Below are 20192 nucleotides of genomic sequence, written 5' to 3'. Positions count from 1 at the left end.
TGGTCTCGTGGTCGCGGGGGAAACCACGACTATATCTCGCTGACGTGGATGGACCAATCGACCTCGCTGGTCTCGTCGGCGAAGAGATCCGCGTCGATGTCCGGTCTGGATTCCGCTGCCAGCATTGTGGGAAGCGTGCAGACAACTCCCCGTGTCAGGAATGTCGGTCGAAGCCGCCACACCAGCAGTGCGTCTTCACCCCAGGCACATCGTGTACGTACCAAGACTGTCCGTTCCCGTCATTCAAACGACGGTCGTGTGCCCACAATTTCGTGGTCTACCTGGTTGCCAAGGACGGCGTGAAAGCCGGAATCACGCAGGCTGATCGCTACGTCAGTCGCTGGGCAGAGCAAGGTGCGACGCACGGGATGATCGTTGCTAGGACACCGAACCGTCGAGTCGCTGGAATCGTTGAGGATGCGCTGGAGGCAGTGGTCCCCACGGAATCGACGAAAGAGTGGTACGAACCGCTTGACCGGCCAAGAACAAAGCTCGTTCAAGCCGCCCACTCGTGTCGAAAGGAATTAACTGGGTCTCTGGAACCGTTCTCGGTTCTCCCTGCGGACGAGGAGGCTCTCGAAGATCGAATCGTCACGGTCCCGGTTCACTTTACAGGCGATGATACGACCGTCACGGATCTTCCCGAAGTCGGTATTGATGAACACCTCCAGTCGGAGGTTCTCGGGGTGCGTGGCCAGATCCTAGCGACTGCAGAGGGTGTAGTGAATTTTGACCACCTGAAAGGAGAACAGCTCACGATCGAAGCGCCTGCCGAGTATCTCCCAGCAACGGGGGTGGCACGATGAAACCAGTCAACCTAGACGAGAACTCACTCAACGACGTACCGGTTGGAGACACCTACGCTGTTCGGTTCACCTTAGACGCAGTCTTCGAGAACGAAGGTCAGTACCCGCGCCGTAACCTGAAATTCACGGACGGTGGTGGCGATGACCGAACCATCACGATCTGGAAAAACTCCGCACCAGAGGAAATCTACGAAGCAGACTACGAGAGAGGAGCTACTTACCTCATCACAGCTGTCGAGTACGACATCGACGAAGGCAATGACGGGGAGCGATACCAGAATCTCACTGTTCAAAGCGACGCAACGCTTCTCGAAATGTCGGGTCCACCGAGTACCGAGGAAGCCTTGGAAGACGGGCTTGCCGAAACACCCGACACATCCGCGGATAGTGGCGATCACGGACTCACGACATTCCGTACCACGGACGATCTTCCAGACTACGATGTCTACGAGTACGAACTCGTTCCGAAGCAAGGATTCCGACCCTCTGGCGAGAACGCGTTGCGAGCGACGTACCGTGCGCGACGCAAAGTCCGCCAACAACTCGATGTCACTCCGGTCGTGGTGGGAGACGCATTCAAACTCGTCTCTCTCGTGAAACTTGCTCACGAACGAGTAGAACTCCCGCGTTTCAAGATAAATGAGGTTGATGAACGACCGATCGTGTACGCGGACGAGGATGATCGGGATGTCCTAGGGGAAATGCTCGGTGAAATCCTGAAGGACGCGAAACGCGACCAGTACGACATCCACGGAATCGACAAGATCCTGGAACCCGAGCCCGTCATCGAGAAAGAAGGGTTCCGTCTTCACGAGCGGTACAACCTTACCGTCGAGGTCCTCCCCTCGCGTGCAGCCTACCTACACGTCGATTACCGCCATCGGATTCTCTCGGATCGAACGTTAGACCAACTCGACGAAGACGAGATTCATCCCGGGCTCAGGGTGACACCCTCGTACCGAGATATGGGACTATACGTTATCGGCGTTGGTCCAGAAACCGTCACTGACAAGCTCCACATCGAGGGGAACAAAAGCCTCGTTCAGTATCACCGCGAGGAACCTTGGGTTGATCCGGCGAAAGTACAGGAGATCAAGGACGCAGACCGGGAAGTCATCTGGACGGTCCGTCAGCGCGGCGACGGAACGGAGATGGCGTTCCCACCAGAACTCCTCGCGCTCCAAGGTCACCCTGAGAACCTCGCTCAATTCGCATCAGACTTCGCAGAGCAACAACGACTCAATACTCGTCTGTCGGCCGAGCAATGCATCACAAAGGCGAAACGCTTCGTCGAGCGGCTCGGCCCACTCCAGTTCGACGGGCACACAGTCGAATTCGAAACGAATCCGTTGCTCGGCGATAGGAACATCGCAATCGATGGACTCTTCCATCCGGAGGCAAACGTCTTGCAGTTCAGTGGTGGGCAAACCGGGACTCATCCAAGCGATGTCACACAACTCGGGGTATACGAAGCACCAGACCCCTTCCGAGTATGCCACATCCGGATGGAGAAACGAGACAAACGGATTCAGCGGGGGTGGTCTACACTCGAAACCAAACTCGAACAAATCGGTGCCCCACCAGACAGCGTCGAAGAGGTCACCTTCGATGCGACGATGTCGCCTGACCAGCTCGGCATGGAGATCGCCGCTGAAATCCCAGACGATCACGACTACGACGCCGCGTTCTGCACGCTCCCGCCGAAGGACACAGGATACTTTGACACAGCAGATCCGGAGCGAGTGTACGACGAACTGAAGAAAGTCCTCGCTACGAAGGATCTCAATAGCCAGTTTGCGTACGAAGCGACGCTCGACGAGCGATTCACAATTATCAACATTGCACTCGGTTTGGTCGCCGCTGCTGGAGGAATCCCGTTCACCATCGAACGCGCTCTTCCCGGTGACTCTGAACTCCACCTCGGAATCGACGTCACCCACCAGTACGACGAATCAGCGAACGGAAACCACATCCACCTCGCCGCCGCCACGACCGCGATACACGCAGACGGTGCCGTCCTCGGCTACACCTCTTCCCGACCGCAGTCCGGGGAGAAAATCCCGCCGAAAGAACTCAAAGAAATCATTAAACAGGCCGTGATGGGATTCCGGACTCGATACGACCGGTATCCAAATCACATTACGATTCACCGAGACGGCTTCGCAAACGAAGACCTCAGCGAAGTCGAGAAGTTCCTCACAGATCTCGACGTCGAGTACGATGTCGTCGAAATCCGGAAGCAAGCCCCTGCCCGGGTCCTGAAGTACAGCGGCGCTCACTTCGACACACCGCAGAAAGCGACTGCAGCCATCTACGAGGACATTCCCAAGGCCATCGTCGCTACCTTCGGCGAACCAGAAACTCTCGCCAGCCGAGAAAGCACCGGCCTTCCCCAACCTATCACCGTCGAACGCGTGCACGGCGAGACGCCTATCGAGACGTTAGCCGCACAAACATACCTCCTATCGCAGGCACACATCGGGGCCTCCAACGCCACTGCCCGCCTCCCCATCACGACAATGTACGCCGACTTGGCGAGCGCTGCCGCCGCTCGCCAGCATCTACCCCCAACGAACAAACTCCGAGACAAAATCGGCTTCATCTAACCCCCACCATGTCAGGACATTCCGCTCGGAATACGGACGCTGACGCGCACTTAGAGTTACTGACGCTCCCGGCATCGACGCTGGACCGGGTGTCACAGCCGGCAGTCCGTGACGCAGTACAGTACTTCACCCCTGACCTCGTCACCGTTCCCGGGACTCGAAACCCTACTGCGTACGCGACCGCCCGTGACGCTGCTCCGAATCTCCCTGTCATCCACCCACAGCTCGGCAACGGTGCGGAACACATCCATCACTACCGATACTCCCCTAACACCGGTGTTCACGAGGCACCTGACACAGCCCCGCCACCTGAGACAATAGACCTTATAGCCGTTCAAAGCCGGGACCTCCTCACACGACTCCAGACCCAACTTACCTCGGGCGGACGCCAGACCGGCACTGAGGCTGCAACGTTCCTCCTCATCCCCCAACTCACCGTCGAGTGGGATACAACGACGCTCTCCACGACCCTCCCGAACGCAAAGGAATTAGCGGCGATCAGCGCTACGCTTACCGAGCCGGTAACCGTCCTTGCCGGTGGTCAACCAGCCGAGTACTATCACGAGTGGTCCCTACCGCACAACCACTCGCCAGTCCACGTGCCGATCACCGGGCTCGGCGCGTCTGAACTACAGGGCTCGATGTTCGCCCAGCACACCTGTACCCCTCACGGGACCGTCGCAGCAGAAGCTGTCGACGCCGACAAGTTCGGACTGAGAGCACTGAACGGAATCGGCCAGTCCACTGCCAAGCGACTTCGTAAACAGGGATGTCAAACAATACGCGATATCCAGAACCTTGCCGTCAGTACCCTTACCGACCTACCCGGCATCGGGCAGACAACTGCCGAGAAGATACACGCCCACGCAGACGTCATTGATTCTGGTGAACCGATCGTTCTCACGAACAAAACCCCAGTCAAGACACGTGATGACCGCCCACCTCTCTGTCTCGACATCGAAACTGACGGACTTTCCCCAACCATCATTTGGCAGTTCGGCGTCTACGATCCGGCGACCGACGACTATCAGGCGTTCATCGAGAAGCAACACCCAAAGGACCCGAAGCCCGTACTCGAAGCGTTCATCACGTGGTTCCTCGCCAACCACGAAGACAGGACCGTACTCACGTGGAACGGCCACAAATTCGACTACCGGCACATCTCCCAGTTCCTCGAACACCACCTTCCCGAATACGTAGATGCATGGGATGACGTCTGGACCTATGACCTGTACAAATGGGCCGTCGGCGACAAGAACGCCCTCCTCCCTGGTCGAACGAACAAGCTCGACCACGTCGCCCGTGCGCTCGGCTACGACTTTGCTGGGACCGGCCTGACCGGGGCACAAACCGCAGCCGCGTATCAAGAATTCATGCGGAACCCTGACTCCCCAGCAGCCGAACCAGACTGGGATCGCCACAAAGCGTACTGTGAAGACGACTGCCGCGCCCTCTGGCATGTCTACCAAGCCATTACGAACGCTACACGTCGAGACATGACCGACAGCGGTACCGGCGGCGCAACCGGCCAACAAGCCGGGCTCACCGACTTCTAACATGAGTGACGACACCACCTCGACCGACGCGAACGCTCGTACCGACGTTAACGCAGACACCATCATCGAGACATTCCCACGTACCAGCCTCACACCGGACTCAGAGTACATCGAAACTATCGAACTCCCACCAAAGCCGGCGGACACAGTTCCGACAGCAGAGGTACTTCGCCCGGAACTCGCCGACCCGTACCCGTACGACCTATTCAGCCATCAAGCCGACGCACTCAACGCACTCAACACAGGTGACAACGTCACCGTCACGACCTCCACATCCAGCGGAAAAACCCACATTTACGGCCTGCAAATCGCGCGGAATCTCCTCGATGCGGGTGTCCTCAACTCCGACGGGACCAGAGCGTCCGAACAGAACGCCGCCTCAACCGCGCTATGCGTGTACCCAATGAAGGCACTCACAAAAGACCAACAGGAAGCTCTCGACGAGCTCTACGACCAGCTCGGGATGGACATCCGCGTCGAGACCTACGACGGCGACACTACTGGTGACCGGCGCGCCATCCGCGAACAAGCCGACGTCATCCTCACGAACTTCGCCGGGCTCAACGTCTACCTCGAACACCACGACAAGTGGAGCCGCTTCTACAGCGCCCTCGATCTCGTCGCCATCGACGAATCACACACCTACACCGGCATCGAAGGAATGCACGTCGCGTGGATTCTCCGTCGGATGCGACGCGTCGCCGACTACTGGGGCGGCGACCCGCAATACGTCCTCACCTCAGCCACGATCGGAAACCCGAACGACCACTCCGAGGAACTTATCAACGCTCCGGTGACCGTCATTGATGACGACGGCTCACCACACGGTCCCCGCGACATCGTCCTCTGGAACCCGCCGCCGCGAGACAAAACGCACGACCCCACTCCCGAGGAAGAATCGTTCAACCTCGACATCGATGACGGGACCGAGACCGCGGATGATGACGACGAGTTCGTCGCCGAACGGGTCCCAGCCAGCGTCGAAGCACCAAAAGTCTTCAACCATCTAACCTCCCGCGACATCCGCACCTTATTGTTCTGCGAGAGCCGCAAACTCACCGAACTCAGTATCCAACGCGCAGACGAACACCGGCAGAACAACCCACGCGAATACGACCGCTCGACCACCGTCGGCCGAGAAGCGTACAACGCTGGGCTCGGCCGCCGCACCCGCCACTCCCGCGAACACCAATTCAAAAACGGCGTCCTCACCGGTCTCGCAACGACATCTGCACTCGAACTCGGCATTGACATCGGTAACCTCGACGCGACCGTGCTTATGGGCTACCCCGGACAGCGTCAATCCTTCTGGCAACGCATCGGCCGCGCCGGCCGCGAAGCCAGCCGTAGCCTTGCCGTCCTCGTCGGCGACCATCGCACACTCGATCAGTACATCCTCAACCACCCCGAGTACCTCCTCGAAAACGATGTCGAAGACGCCGTCGTCGATACTTCAAATAACTCCGTCTTCGCAACCCACGTCCTTGCCGCCGCCGACGAGATCGCACTCGACGAATCAGATATCGGCACGTTTGCCGACGAAGACCGACTCCGAACCGCCGTCAAGATGTGGCGCGAAGTCGGCTTCGTCGACGGCTACCTCGACGCGGCTGTCCACTACTCCGGTCCAAGTCGTCCACAAAAACGCGTTAACCTCTACGGTACCACCGACACGGACTACCGTCTCCAACTCGCAGACGACGTTGACCGTGACAAGTGGGGACTCCCCGACAACCTCGACTTAGAACCCATCGAACAGAACCGCGCCTATCGTGACTATCACGAAGGCGCAGTCCGTCTCCAGAACGGACAACAATTCGAGGTTGTCAACATCGACGAGGATCGTCCACAACCCATCATCGAACTCAAACCTGTCAATTGCGAGTATTACACGCGAACCCGCAACAAAGTCAACGTTCTCGACGCTGACTCCGAAGAATCCCGCGAAGTTAACGGGTTTACACTCCACTTCGGCCGCGGCACAGTCCTCGTCCATCACCACTCCTACGACCAGCTTTACATCGGCAACAGCGAGCCGAAGCAGCAGGCAATCCCGACCGGGACACCGCCGATTCTGATGGACACGCAACTCTGCTGGATCGAAGTCCCCGAAGACGTCGAAACCGCACTCGTCCGCAAATATCAGGACTTCGGCGTCGAAACCGGCGTTGACCCCGAAAACACCGGTATCGCCCACCTCGGATACATCGCCGGCCTCCATGCCGCCGAACACGCCACCATTCAAACTGCCCCGCTTGAACTCCGCGTTGATAAAAACGACATCGGCGGCCTAGCTACTCTCATCATGGACACTCATTATTCCCACCCCGAATACGACGAGATCACTGATTCCATTGGCGACTCTTTCGAAGCCGCCACCCACGCCCTTGAAAAACGCACACAGGAACTCACTGGCCGCACCACCTCCGGTTGGTTCATCTACGACGGTGTCGACGGCGGCCTCGGATTTGCCCGCGCCATCTACGAAAATTTTGAAGTACTCGCCGAACGCGCCCGCGACCAACTCCGTGACTGCCAATGCGGACAACCCAATGGCTGCCCAGCCTGCACCTTTGACGAACACTGCGGCAACGACAACAAACCACTCCTCCGTGCCTCCGCCATAGACGTCCTCAATCAACTCCTTGGCGACGACGACCGTGATGCTCTTTCTGAATACCACCCTGATGACAAGTACGGCGGTGATCGCCGTCCCGTTGTCTTCTACTCCTAATGAAGGGCGTAGATCACTGCTAATAACACCAGTACCACAGTCATCACGTGAGCTTCTACTGCTATCCAGACCGTTTTTATCGTGCCGGTAATTGAAACATGATATGGAATTACCCACTTCAGTAGCCGATGATATAGAACAGAATGAAGATATCAGTAGAGTTGTGAAAGTTAATGCCATCTACGAGGGAAATAACGTTCGGGAACGAGTACTTCTCACAGATATCAACGGTAATGACGTCCAGCTCACGCTATTTGACCAAAGCCCAGAATATGATCTCGTCGAAAACCAATGGTACTTATTTCAAAGTGCATCGGGTAACATCTACCAAGGCCAAAAAGAACTGCGTCCGAACTTTGGAGATCTGAGTATTGAACCTATTGACCCACCAAAAGACCTCCTCTCCAATGTTGAAGAGAACGAAAATGAAAGCTCTACGGCTGACGGCGCTGATGGGAATCTGGCACTGGATATCGAAACGATCCAGACTGTCGAGGAAGGTGAACTTGATTTAGATAATCCTAATCACCTTGAATTATTGTGCATCGGTGTTGGATATCAACCGTCCTCAGACGGCCCAATCGAAACCGATGTTCTCTTTCGTGAAGGCTCATCAACGGCAGCTGAATTAGACCTTATTGAATCGCTCTGTGATTGGTTAGAAACGCGAGAGGCAACTACACTCCTCACTTATAATGGCGAATTCGATCTGGGCCATATCCAAGCGCGAGCAGAACTAGCTAGCCAAGCAACCAAACAGCGGGATGGAAAGACGGTGCAGCGGGTCGAGAAGCTTTTCTCACAACTGACTCATAATGATCTCAAGCGCCCAGGACTCTCACTCGAAACCGTCGCAGATGTCCCTGAAACCTACTGGGATATCTATAATCACAATATAGATCCTACAGATTGGCGACGTACCCAGAAAGAACTTGGGAACTTCGATGAAGATCGCCCACTAGATGATCCTGTTATAAGTGGAAGCGATATCCCGTATTTTGGACAAGAATTTCTCACGAGCACGAAAGGTAGCCCTAAATATCGAGCATTATATGAAATGATATATCGTTATGCTATTTCCGATGTTGAACCGTTGTTCGACCTATAATTTGTACTCTTTTCCACTCATACACCTATTTGTACTGAATGATATACTATACATTAATAAGTAATCAAAATTATATAACACTCTGTGCAATCAATAATCGTCTGCTGGACCACCTTTTGTTTCGGAGTTCAGATTCATTCGAACCTGGTAGTCTTACTGGCGGCTACGCCGAGGCTGACCCAACTAGTATCTCCGCATTCGCGGTCTTATATGATTAATGGGGGAAGTACATTCATATTTAATCGGAACTGGTTACCGATACATCAACTACAATAGAAAGATTGTGTTCATTCCCCTATTTCCCATTGGATACCATCAATTGCTACAAGTTTTATGTAGAACGGTTTCCAATTGATATCTCGTGTCTGATCGAGACCCAATAAATGCCTCTAATGTCGGTCTTTGGGTGGGGTTCGAAGAGTGTCCCCGATACCTGAAGCAGTCAGTGGGACCAGATGACGGTGCACAGGATGAATTAGGTGTTTTCCTATCAGAGGCCGGAAATCAGTTCGAGGAGGATGTACTTGAGGGCCTTCGTGAAGAAGCTGCAGAGTTCATCAATGCGGAGGCCCGAGATGAGTGGGATCTACCCGACGAGTTTTCAGACACTCTCCCAGTTATTCAACGAAATATCTCTAATATAGCTGAAAAGGCAATAGAAACAGAGGGACTAATATTAGTCTATCAACCCTCTCTTTGGGGCCGTATCGACGCATGGCCGATCAAGGGCCAAGCCGACCTTATTGCATTTTGGTACGAGGACGATCGGCTCAACGCGCATATCTTAGAGATTAAGTCTTCAACCGAGGACCAACCGTATCATCAGATCCAAGCAGCCATTTATAGCCTTTTGCTTCGGCGTCACCTGCAAGTCAGTGGTTTCGATCCAGCCATCAATGCTGGCATCGTACATCGGGAGTCCGAGGAATTCTACGGCAATGATCCTGATTCCTTTCCCACCGTCCCCGACCTAAGTGTTGTTGAAGGGGACGTGCGTCGGATGCTTCGTGAAGGGGGGAAAGCTGACCAAATTGCCGAAGATGATTCTGTCAACTACCGTCTTAGCGGCAAGTGCAATTACTGTCTCTATAGTGAGGATTGTTTCAGTCATGCTATTGAGACCCGAAACCTTGCTCTTCTCGGGCTCACCGAAGGAGAACAGCGCGTACTCAATAATCACGATATCGAAACTATAACGCAACTAGCTCGTCTCAAAGAGGTGCCAGATAGTCCTCAACCTGACAACTACAGGGAGTTAACATCTCGAAATGAAGAGAAGGTCCAAGAATTACTTGACGAACCGGTGATTGGTGACGGTCTTGATGAAATAGTCCAACGAGCACAGGCCGTTTTAGGCGGTATTATTGATGAAGACCAACAGGACAAGCATCCTGAAGCCGCTACACAACCATGGATACGGCCATTGCAGGGATCAGGCCAGGGTACACTTCCTGAAGACGATCCAACGCCTAGTCAGCAGCAATATATGGACTACCAAGGTGGGAGCATGATTCGGTGTTATATCTATGTCCGCGAAGACTACATGCGTGACAGCATCGCCATGCTCGCTGGTCGGGTCGCACGCACTAACTCCCCAATCAATTCACTATCTTTCTCAACCGTCTCGGAAAGGCTCCCAGACGACAAAGAAGAGCAGATTGAGGTCGAGGGGGAACTGTTGGCTGATTTCTTTGAGCAACTTTTCAGGGCTATTGATGCTATATCTGGCAGTGACGATGAGGCTACGATCCATCTGTATTTCTTCTCTCGGATGGAGAGAGATGCCCTGATGGATGGTGTGAAACGACATATTGGAGAGTGGGACGCGGAAAGCTTCGGCGCAATCCGGGATTTGCTTGGCCTGCGTCAAGCGATCGACCAGCCAATGGTATCGGTCCTACAGGATGAACTCCAAGATCGATTCTCGCTTCAATTTACGTCCACTGGCCTACTCCCAATTTTGGACCAAGCGTACAATGAAGACTGTCGCTGTGGATGTGGTGACGAAATCCCATATTTTGAGACAGATGAATGGACGGGTGAACGTGAAGATGGTACTGAGATTGATCTTTGGAGTGTCTTTAATCGGAACTTCTTCAACTATCGGGTTACTTATCAGAGAAACGATGACGGGGAGATGGTAATCGATCCTCACGTGGAAGACGAAGATGGTTGGTATCCAGCGCGTGCTCGCTTCGATAATCAATTACCTCTAGAGTACATCTGGGCCGCAGTCGGGAAACTTGACACGGATTGGGCAACATCAAACCGACAGAAGTGGGAGATTCGCTCATATAAGTGGCACGATTCTGAGAAGAGGAACACCCGCATCATACCGGAAGATATCGGATTTCTCGGGGAGAAAATTTGCCAAGCACTTGAACACATTGAACATAGCTTATCTTATTACCACAACCCATTTATGGGTAAATCACCGATTCCACTCCCCGATATTCCGGAGTTCGATCTCGGACAGTCAACCCTCCGGAAAGCATCCGAAGACTACGTCAACCTTGAGCACTTCTCAAATAGACAAGATACTCTCCGCCACTACGCAAAATCCCCACGTGAACGGGTCAGAACGGGGAAATCGGCGATTGTGAAAGTTGAAGAAACGGAAATAGATGGGGACGACCAAATCATACGAGGTACATTGATCTATGATAGACGAGAATTTGCTAACGAAGATCGCGTTGCGAATTCATGTAGGCTAAAAGGATCCGAAGGAACTACGTCAGGGTCTCGATTGGTAGCGAATGCGGTAGAATGGGATTACAACGATGGAATCCATCGGGACGAATGGGGAAGCCCCCGGCAGATAGAGCGTGGTGTCCCAGTAGAAGTCGTCGATGTTAATATTCCTGACCGAGAAATCATACTCCATCTAAGTGATTTCCATAGCGACTTCTTCGTCGCTAACAGTCCTCACGTTGAATTTGATTACATCCGAAACCATCGTACATGGACACCAGATCCAGCAGAAGCCAGCGATAGTGACTACGACATATACTTCGGAGTCGGCAACAAGTTCATTCTTGACCCCCAGACAACGGACTGGACAGCTGAGCACGCTGCAGCTGTGTTCGACGACCTAGAGAACAATCCTGGGCCGTTTTACCAAACCGTAGCGAGTCTTCTGGAGGGACAATATGAGTGATCTCGACCTGTTCTCACAGGATATCGCCGAAGAGTTCTTAGACTGGATTGACGATAGCGAGCTATACTCGCCAAATGATGAGCAAAAACGGTTCATCCGCCGGTACGAGGACCGAATAGCGGTGCTACAAGGACCGCCAGGGACCGGGAAAACGATGACGCTATCGTATACCCTACTTGCTCGGGCGTACGCACTCCTCGCGTCACAAAACCGGATGCGGGGAATGGTTGTTGCTCCTTCGAACAGGGCAGTGAACGCTGCATTGCAGGAGGTTGACGAAAATCTCCATCACTGGAAACAACACGCCGATGATACTGGTATGTCGAGTTCACTCGATAATCTCCGTCTTATTCGAGCACTTGGGCGGGATATTGAGGTTGATGAAGACCTTTACCAAGAAACAGACTTTATTAATTACCATACTGATGATCTCGATCAAATGCGACAAGATCTGACAACTCAGACCAGTCTCGGTGCATTTACCGGTGCTGCGAGTGGTATCCTAGTCTTCGCAACCACATCAGGTGCGTACAAGTTTGTTGACGAAGTATGGGACAGCGGAACCGAGAGCTGTTTTGACCTACTGGCAGTCGACGAGGCGTCCATGCTCCCGATGCCGAATATACTCATTCCTGGAGCATCGTCGGAAGCCGACGCGCAGATATTGATTTCCGGAGATCAGCGCCAGATGCCTCCCGTTCAAACCCACGACTGGGACCGCGAAGATCGCCGGATAGTCGAAGAAGTCGCACCTCATTTGAGTTCAATGGATTTCTTCCGTCTTTTCTCCTTCCAGGATAGCTTTGGAATGGATGAATCGCCGGAAGAGGTCGAGGTGCCGGAATTCCAAGATATCCCTATCGATAAACTTGCAGTAACGTATCGATGTCATCAAGTTGTAGCGGAGTTCCTACGACGTTTGATCTATGCTCAGGACCGTATCAAATACCGGTCGGAGCAGAATTACACACTCAACGTACGCAGGGCTAAACGGGGCGGCGTCAGGAGAGTGATGAATCCGAAGTATCCGCTCGTTCTAATCGTTCATGAAGAACAGGAATCGCAGCAAAGTAATCCATACGAGGTTGGAATTGTGGATTCACTCGTACAGACAGTAGATCCTGGCGAGGACGTAGGAGTAGTAACGCCACATAATGCGCAGCGTGGGCGCCTTCGAGGAGCTCTCCGGGACTACGACAACGCGGATGTAGACACCGTTGAACGATTCCAAGGTGGGGAACGTGATATGATCGTAGTCTCTGGCACAGTTTCGGATCCAGACTACGTACGTCGAGAAGCAGATTTCATCCTGAGTCCGAATCGGCTGAATGTGGCGATGAGTCGGATGAAGAAAAAGCTCGTACTAGTTGTTCCTCGATCTCTTATCGACTTCGTTCCCTCTGACTCCGATCAGTACGAGGCGGCCCGAGTTTGGAAGCGGATGTATAGCATCGTCCAAAAAGAAGCCGATCAGGACCCATGGACCGGGACGATCAGTGAATTTACCGGAGAAGTACCTGAAATGGCATCCGACGAAAAGTTAGAAGTATTCACAGTGAGCGACATCGAAGTAGATAATGGACAGTGAAGCAGATGACGACCTAATTCTATCTGCCTACACAGCCGATAGTAGCGAATTGTTCCCGAAAATACTCGATCTACATGTGGAAGACGGTGCGCGGATCGCGGATGTTACGCATGGTACAGGTATCTTCTGGCAGAATATCGATCTTGAAAGTCGTGATATAGACCTAGTTACGGCCGATATCACGCCGAAGACGGATGATCTTTCTATGATCAGTGATTGCCGCGCACTTCCACTTAAGGACGATAGTCTCGACTGCATGGTTCTTGACCCTCCGTACGCCGAAGGTTTCTACAGACGAAACAAGGACCATATGGCCGGGCACGGATCACATGGGAAATTCAGAGATACATACAGTGGCGTGCGTGAATATGAAGGATCGGGAAAGTACCATGGAGCAGTCTTGCATACTTATTTCGAAGGTGGAAAAGAAGCGAAGCGGGTCTTGCGGGACAATGGGACACTGATTATCAAAATAATGGACGAGGTATCATCAAACACACAGGAACTCGCCCATATTCAGGTGACTAATTATTACGAACGGGAACTTGATTTCTACACTAAAGACTTGTTCATCCAGGTACGGAAAGAGAAACCGACCGTCGTTGGGATGAATCGACAAGTCCATGCTCGCAAAAACCACTCCTATTTCCTTGTATATAAAACACCATAAAATAGTTATATTAGACGATAATTAGAGAGGGGTCTCACTGTGGCTCTTTGAATTCCTTGAGACAGTGATTGTTGGCGTTCGTAAGCGGTTACCTGTCGTACTCGTCTTCTAGGTGGGCAATTTTCTCAAAGCAGTAATGGCTGGTCGAGTTATCGCCATTGGCTGATGTTAATTATACATATGAACCACTTTTATCTAAACGAAATCTATCTCATCATCTATCAATTACGAACGATCTATCGACCGATTCCATCACTACTGTGACATCGGGTCCAGTCTGCAATTCTATCGAATCTGCCGTTATTTGTGCTGATGACGCAGGTATATGAGTTTTAGAGTCACGGTGTGATGCCAGGTGGTTAGGGGACAGCGAGGGTTTTTATTCACCTGATTCATTTACAGAGTTTGAACTGATGACAGAATCACGAGAACAGACCCAGGTTGACGATCCACTGCCATCCCAGGTTCGACGCGCGGTCTCTAGAAACAACCAGTTTCAGCTGCCAGCAGAGTTCGCCACCGAGATCGGGTTCCAGAGTTCCAGAACGGATGTGGCTCAGGGTGCGAAGGTTGCATGGTATTACCACGAGGAGGAGAACAAGGCAGTCCTGGGAAACAATACGGTAGACCGACCGACGTTAGAGTTGGTCGGCGCGTGTCGGTTGTCAGGTGTCAGTGATGATGCGTTAGAGACTGGAGACGTCAGTGGTGCGCGGGTGACGATAATTTCTGAACTCCCAGACTCACTGTGTGACCGACTGACGCAGGGAAGTGTCGTGTTGAAGCCGGTGTACGCAGGCTGGTCTCCTGAATTAGAAACGACGTGCGTGTCGGTGTACCCCGCAGCGGAGTATGACCAGGGAGAGTTACCGAATGTTGATCGGGAACTACGAGTTGAGGAGCGCGACAACGGATCGAACAGATTCCAGTCCATACATCAACACGCGAATTCGATTTAGCGCCTTCGTGGACCAGCGTAGCACTACAACTACTGGTGAACTCGTACTAGGTAATTCCCTGCCTCCAGCAGAGATGTCCTTGGAAGAGTTACTGATACTAGTATATTGAATCCCCGATATGACATTTTTAGAAAACGCAAGACTGCGGGCGGTTACTCATGCAGAATTACACACGCCTGAGTAACCCCTTCGTCAAAACAAGTAGACAGGATGCATATTCCATTGCCGATGAAGAGAAGTGCGTGACAGAGTATGACACCGAGGTGAGCAAATATATTTACTACCGTATGTTTTTGAGAGGATGTTTCTGGGTGCTGGCAATTATCGTCTGTGAACTCTGTTGTTCACGGCAAGGGGCTGTCACCAAGCCCACCGATTGATTGACCGCTGCAAGGGCCGTGTATCGTGTTAGAAAATTTATTACGCTTGTACTCGTTCGACCCTTCCAATATTGTTTACCTAACATATTTACTATCTGATAATACTTATTTGCCTATCACCCCTACGAGGAGATATGACGACCAGCTCATCAGACGACCCCGACGACACGGACACATATCGGGACTGGAGTCACGATCTGTCCGCCCTCCAAGACATCGGGGAAGAAATCCTTGAACAGTGGAGGACTCAAAATCCGAACTCTCCCCGAGACTACCCAACCGTTCAATGGTTAACCAACAACGGCTACTCCCACCTTCGGTGGGTGCTCCGCGAAAAACACGACATGGGCACGCCAGAATTCTTCGTTCTCCTCACCTCATCGGGCGACGATAGTGGATACCAATGGCGTATCGATGACGTCGCAACGATCGGGCACGCAAAAACCTATCTCGAAGATCGAGTTGAATGTCGCGGCTGGTCGGACTCGACAAAACGGACAAATCGATCTCGAATCAACGGAGTCCTCTGGCGATTTAGCGAGGAACACGGAGACGCAGCGGTTGTAGCGTACGCGAATGAGTCCGACCGCCAAAGAAAACTCTACGATACGTTCAAGCAAGTAGCGAAAGACCTCCGAGAAGACCTCAGTTCCGACGAGTCTGCCTTCAAATATCTGCGCGCTGCCCATCGGTTCTTCGAATGGCTCGAACGGTCAAACCGCATTGAATATGACCCGATGAAGGACATCGAAGAGGACTTCCAGTGGAACCGGGAAGCCGAACCGACCCCGCTGAGCGACAACCAAGTCCGGCGACTCTGGATTACTGCTCAGACCGACGAAGAACGGATGTTGGTAATCGGATACTGTGTCTGGGGGGTTCGTACGAAGGAACTGCCCGCAATACACGTAGACCAGCTTCATCTGAAACCGATGGAGCCAGTAATCAGCTTCGAAGATGAAGACCGGAAGAATGGGTGCGGAGAAGTCAGCCTAATGTTCGGACTTAATGAGCTGGCTCGCCTTCTAGATAACCGCGCGCGTCAACTAGATTGGAACGGATACCTTTTCCCGAGTCCGAAGGCCGACCGGTCGTTCCTTTGTGCAAAACAGGCACGGAAGAAGTTCAAAGCGCTCTGCCGGCGAGCTAATGTTACTATCGACGGCAACGTTGCAACCCCGAAACACGGCCGATCATTCTACTACAACATCCTCGCAGACGCCGAGACTGACCTCCTAGAGATGGCCGCTGAAATCGCCGACGAACAAGGCGCAAAGGACCCATCATCAGTCCGCGACTACTACCTGACACCTGAGCGCCGGCAACGATACCGCCGAATCTTCTTTCGGCGGCGGATCCGCGAAGTTCTGCCGGAGGACGCTTACGTGGATACCGAGGACAGTACCGGCTTCAATAGTTCACTAGACGACTTCGAGTGATTCCGCCACTCCCGAAATCAGATATCCATACTAACACAAATGACGGACCGCCTGAACGATGAAGAGTTTCTGAAACAGTACCTTTCGGAAGATCCATCTGAAGAATTTATTGAAGTGATTGCGTCAACGGTCGTGGAAGAGATGTCCGAGTCGTTCCCCGAACTCTCACTGAAATCCCGACCGATGGAAGATGTTCTGGACGACTTCTGCGATGAGAAACTGGAGGAGGTCAACTCGACGGGACAATACGAGCGGAAGCTAAACTATCTTCAGACGTATCTTGAAGGCGAAGCGTGCATCGAAACGACTGACGATCTCTCAAGCGAAGACGTCGAACAATACTATAAGTGGCGGAAAAACGAGTCACTAGACCGCGACGAGCCGCTATCGGATTCAACCCTCCGTGACGATATGTATCTCTTCCGGGAGTTCATCCAGTACCTAATTGAGCACCGGATGGCTCCAGTTCGCTTCGAGAAATCCGTCAAGATTCCTGAAGTCGAGTATGAGTCTGGGGAGGGCGTAGACGAAAAGAAGTTAGACCCCGAGATTGCGAAGGCAGCACTGGAATATCTGCGCAAGTACGAGTACGCTGATGTGGAGCACATCGCAATGGAGTTGATGTGTCAGTCTGGACCTCGAAAGAACGGGTTACGAGGCCGTGATGTACCTCACTTTGATTACGAGGAGGGAATCCTCAAGTACGAGCATAAGGAGGCGAGTCCGCTGAAGAACAACGAGAGTAGCGAGCGGGAAGTCACGCTTTATGGTGATCTCCCGGAATTCATTCAGGACTATCTTGAGAACCGACGACCAGACGAAACCGATGACGAGGGGCGGAAACCACTGCTGACGAAAGGTGATGGACGGATTAGCCCGTCTATGTTGCAGAAAATCGCTTACAAGTGGACGCGACCGTGTGCGGTCGGGTTAGGGTGTCCACACGACCGTGATCCAGAAGAGTGTGAGGCGGCACAGAAGAACAATTCTGCGTACAAGTGTCCGAGTAGCCGGGCGCCCCATCACATCCGGACGGGGTACATTACGGACCAGAAGAACCGGGGTGTTTCATCAGATGCTATCGATCAGCGGTGCGATGTCTCGCCTCGCGTCCAAGACCTCCACTACGACCTACCGGATGATACTGAAGAACGGGAACGCTTCGAAGACGAGTTCAGGAATGCCGAGGAGGATCCTGATTCCGGATTCAATCACGACTGACTCCCTGTGGGATGATCAACGCAGGTAGATTCCTTCATCCTTCTGGAGATACTAGTGGGAACAGCTATAGTGCCCCACTCTCCGAAGCTATTAGCAGACGGGTCAACCGATCAGTTTGTATTTTCTATATCCGATTGGAGCCGATATATATTTGGTAGTTGATTTCTTTGTCCATGCTTTTCAAATTCCCCACTATATATTTCATCGAAAATATTGTCAAATAATCAGATTACGCTTAGAAGCGTAGATAGACGAATATAGAGGCAACAATCAAAGCGAAATTAGAAAGCAAGATAACGCAAGTTTCTAGCGAAAGGCCAAGTCGTCGTGCGCTCTCTCGTCGGAACCCGTGTGAGCGTGCAGTCACTACAAGACCAATGATGATTGCGAAAATTGCGAATACGGCAATGTACATATCGAGAAAAAATCCCTGCCCAACCCCGGATAGAAAGGTTCCCACTGATGCGAATCGAACCTGCCTCAATCGCCGCTCTCGACGCCCTTCCGCCAATTCCTCAGAGCGTGTAATCTCGTCATCGTATGCCTCAGCGTGCCGTTGGTCCCCGGGGTCGCTCGACAAATCACGGTAGATAGTCAATAGAATTGCAAACAGGAAGCCGCCGTTCAAAGCGATGAACATCTTCATCATCAGACCAAGTCAACAATAATCTGGGTAGAGTCAGTGTCGTTCCTAGCAATCCGTAGAGTTTCGGGATCTGTCACCTTCCTGTTGATAGTCGTCTGGATTTCTTCGGAGGTGATTGGATCTACATTCGGCAAGACCTCTTCAACGAAATTAGTGGCGGATGCGGAATTACTGAGATCGAATGCATCTTCATCATGGCGTGGCTCGACTTCCGCGGATACCGTCCACCTATCGCCATCGACATTGTTGAACAGAAGATTGTCTGTTTCGATAGTTGACTCGGAAGAGATGTGCACTCGGTGAGGGTGATGGTTTTTCACGACGATACGGTACTGGCCTGATTCGGCAATCCTACAGTCTGTCCTTTCCCCTGCAGCTGTGTCAACGAACACCGAAATTCCTCGCCAGAGGATATAATCCTCACATTTCGCCGTCGTTTTCGATTTAGCAATCGCTGTTTCGATGAGTTTTCCTAATCCCTTCTGTAAATTTCTGGTCTTCATTCTTCGATCTCCACAGAGGGCGTTTGTAGTAGGTCTTGCAAGGTAGTGGTTGCCGCATCAGTGAAGTTACTATCGGTGAATTGTGAGAAGGCGTCGGCCAGTCGCTTAGGTTGGCCATCGCCGCTGATAACGCCGATCATCGCGGCTGCCTCATCAGGAGACTGTTCTCGGAGTCGTTCCCAAGTAAAGCTGGATTCTCGACCATTCACGCGGACAAAGATACTTAATTCCGGTGGCCTCTCTTGGAATTCTCTGAATGACATCGTTGTCCCTTCCCCATTGGGAAGATAGACGATAACGGGGGCATCATTGGGAACTTCGAGTTGAGCACAACTCGCTGCGAAATCTCTTAGCGTCAACTTGTCACGCCAAGTTGACGCGTACTGGTTCGCATACACCTCTGTCCGGATAGATGTCCCTCCGATTCGTAGAATCCGGTCTACTGGCGGCGTGAGGGCAATCGAGCGAATTCGATCGAGCGTTCCTGAAATCTCCAGCTTGGTAGCCTCGTTGGGTCGAGATTGAAAGGTAACTCGCTTATGTTTCCAGTTGAAGAAGAACGACCGTCGCTGGGTCAATTCGAATCCGGACGCCTCAACCTGTCCTCCGTAAATCTTGGCCCCGCTCAGTGGGCGCTGTTTCGTTAAGCGTGAAAAGTGAGGCGGCACGATTTTGTGCTGGTCTATGGCAAAAATCGACCGCCTCAACGGTTGTAGCGACTGGATTGATTTGAGTTTTGTGGAGCGAGAGCGGACACCGCGTCGGCTAATGGAACTCGGCATTCGACTCCATCTCGCCGGCTTATCGCTTTCGAATACA

General features: G+C 52.6%; 12 protein-coding genes and 1 pseudogene. 11 read left to right on the top strand and 2 right to left on the bottom strand.

What is annotated here, in order from left to right:
* Nucleotides 1-86 precede the first annotated feature (86 nt).
* The 10 genes from TX80_RS18730 (at nucleotide 87) to TX80_RS14620 (ending at nucleotide 18224) form a co-directional block, all read left to right on the top strand.
* Nucleotides 87-806, top strand: a complete 720-nt coding sequence (locus tag TX80_RS18730; protein WP_230198756.1) for a DUF2797 domain-containing protein — start codon at nucleotides 87-89, stop codon at nucleotides 804-806.
* On the top strand, nucleotides 803-3412 hold the full coding sequence (locus tag TX80_RS14660; protein WP_049923881.1) for a Piwi domain-containing protein: 2610 nt from the start codon (nucleotides 803-805) through the stop codon (nucleotides 3410-3412). Before TX80_RS18730 ends, TX80_RS14660 begins: the two co-directional genes overlap by 4 nt.
* A gap of 8 nt (nucleotides 3413-3420) precedes the next feature.
* Nucleotides 3421-4968 carry a ribonuclease H-like domain-containing protein gene (locus TX80_RS14655; protein ID WP_049923880.1) on the top strand — a complete coding sequence of 516 codons (1548 nt, stop codon included), beginning with the start codon at nucleotides 3421-3423 and terminating at the stop codon, nucleotides 4966-4968.
* Between the two features lies 1 nt (nucleotide 4969).
* Complete coding sequence (locus tag TX80_RS14650) at nucleotides 4970-7702, top strand: DEAD/DEAH box helicase (protein WP_049923879.1); 2733 nt, start codon at nucleotides 4970-4972, stop codon at nucleotides 7700-7702.
* Between the two features lie 103 nt (nucleotides 7703-7805).
* Complete coding sequence (locus TX80_RS19090; protein ID WP_154658665.1) at nucleotides 7806-8810, top strand: hypothetical protein; 1005 nt, start codon at nucleotides 7806-7808, stop codon at nucleotides 8808-8810.
* Between the two features lie 361 nt (nucleotides 8811-9171).
* The gene (locus TX80_RS19085; protein WP_154658664.1) at nucleotides 9172-11967 is read left to right on the top strand and encodes a PD-(D/E)XK nuclease family protein; all 2796 of its coding nucleotides are present in this window, start codon (nucleotides 9172-9174) and stop codon (nucleotides 11965-11967) included.
* Nucleotides 11960-13555, top strand: coding sequence for a DEAD/DEAH box helicase (locus TX80_RS14635; RefSeq protein WP_049923876.1), 1596 nt, complete (start codon nucleotides 11960-11962; stop codon nucleotides 13553-13555). Before TX80_RS19085 ends, TX80_RS14635 begins: the two co-directional genes overlap by 8 nt.
* Nucleotides 13545-14225: a hypothetical protein gene (locus tag TX80_RS14630; protein ID WP_230198739.1), complete on the top strand. Its 681-nt coding sequence runs from the start codon at nucleotides 13545-13547 to the stop codon at nucleotides 14223-14225. The genes TX80_RS14635 and TX80_RS14630 overlap by 11 nt, the downstream gene beginning before the upstream one ends.
* Nucleotides 14226-15698: 1473 nt before the next feature.
* On the top strand, nucleotides 15699-17003 hold the full coding sequence (locus TX80_RS14625) for a hypothetical protein (RefSeq protein WP_049923874.1): 1305 nt from the start codon (nucleotides 15699-15701) through the stop codon (nucleotides 17001-17003).
* A gap of 39 nt (nucleotides 17004-17042) precedes the next feature.
* Nucleotides 17043-18224 carry a tyrosine-type recombinase/integrase gene (locus TX80_RS14620; protein WP_049923873.1) on the top strand — a complete coding sequence of 394 codons (1182 nt, stop codon included), beginning with the start codon at nucleotides 17043-17045 and terminating at the stop codon, nucleotides 18222-18224.
* A gap of 648 nt (nucleotides 18225-18872) precedes the next feature.
* Here TX80_RS14620 and TX80_RS14610 read toward each other — a convergent pair.
* Both TX80_RS14610 and TX80_RS19080 read right to left on the bottom strand, forming a co-directional pair.
* Entirely contained in the window at nucleotides 18873-19373 is a 501-nt protein-coding gene (locus TX80_RS14610) for a hypothetical protein (protein WP_049923871.1), read from the bottom strand.
* Nucleotides 19370-19636 carry a hypothetical protein gene (locus tag TX80_RS19080; RefSeq protein WP_154658663.1) on the bottom strand — a complete coding sequence of 89 codons (267 nt, stop codon included), beginning with the start codon at nucleotides 19634-19636 and terminating at the stop codon, nucleotides 19370-19372. The genes TX80_RS14610 and TX80_RS19080 overlap by 4 nt, the downstream gene beginning before the upstream one ends.
* Before the next feature lie 421 nt (nucleotides 19637-20057).
* On the opposite strand from TX80_RS19080, the pseudogene TX80_RS18725 reads away from it, so the two are divergent.
* Nucleotides 20058-20192, top strand: a pseudogene (locus tag TX80_RS18725) (IS6 family transposase); the annotation flags it as partial.

It is taken from the genome of Halopiger djelfimassiliensis (assembly GCF_000455365.1).
Taxonomy (GTDB): Archaea; Halobacteriota; Halobacteria; order Halobacteriales; family Natrialbaceae; genus Halopiger_B; species Halopiger_B djelfimassiliensis.
Note: the sequence above shows the minus strand (reverse complement) of the source record. Positions and strands in the feature narration are given on the sequence as shown.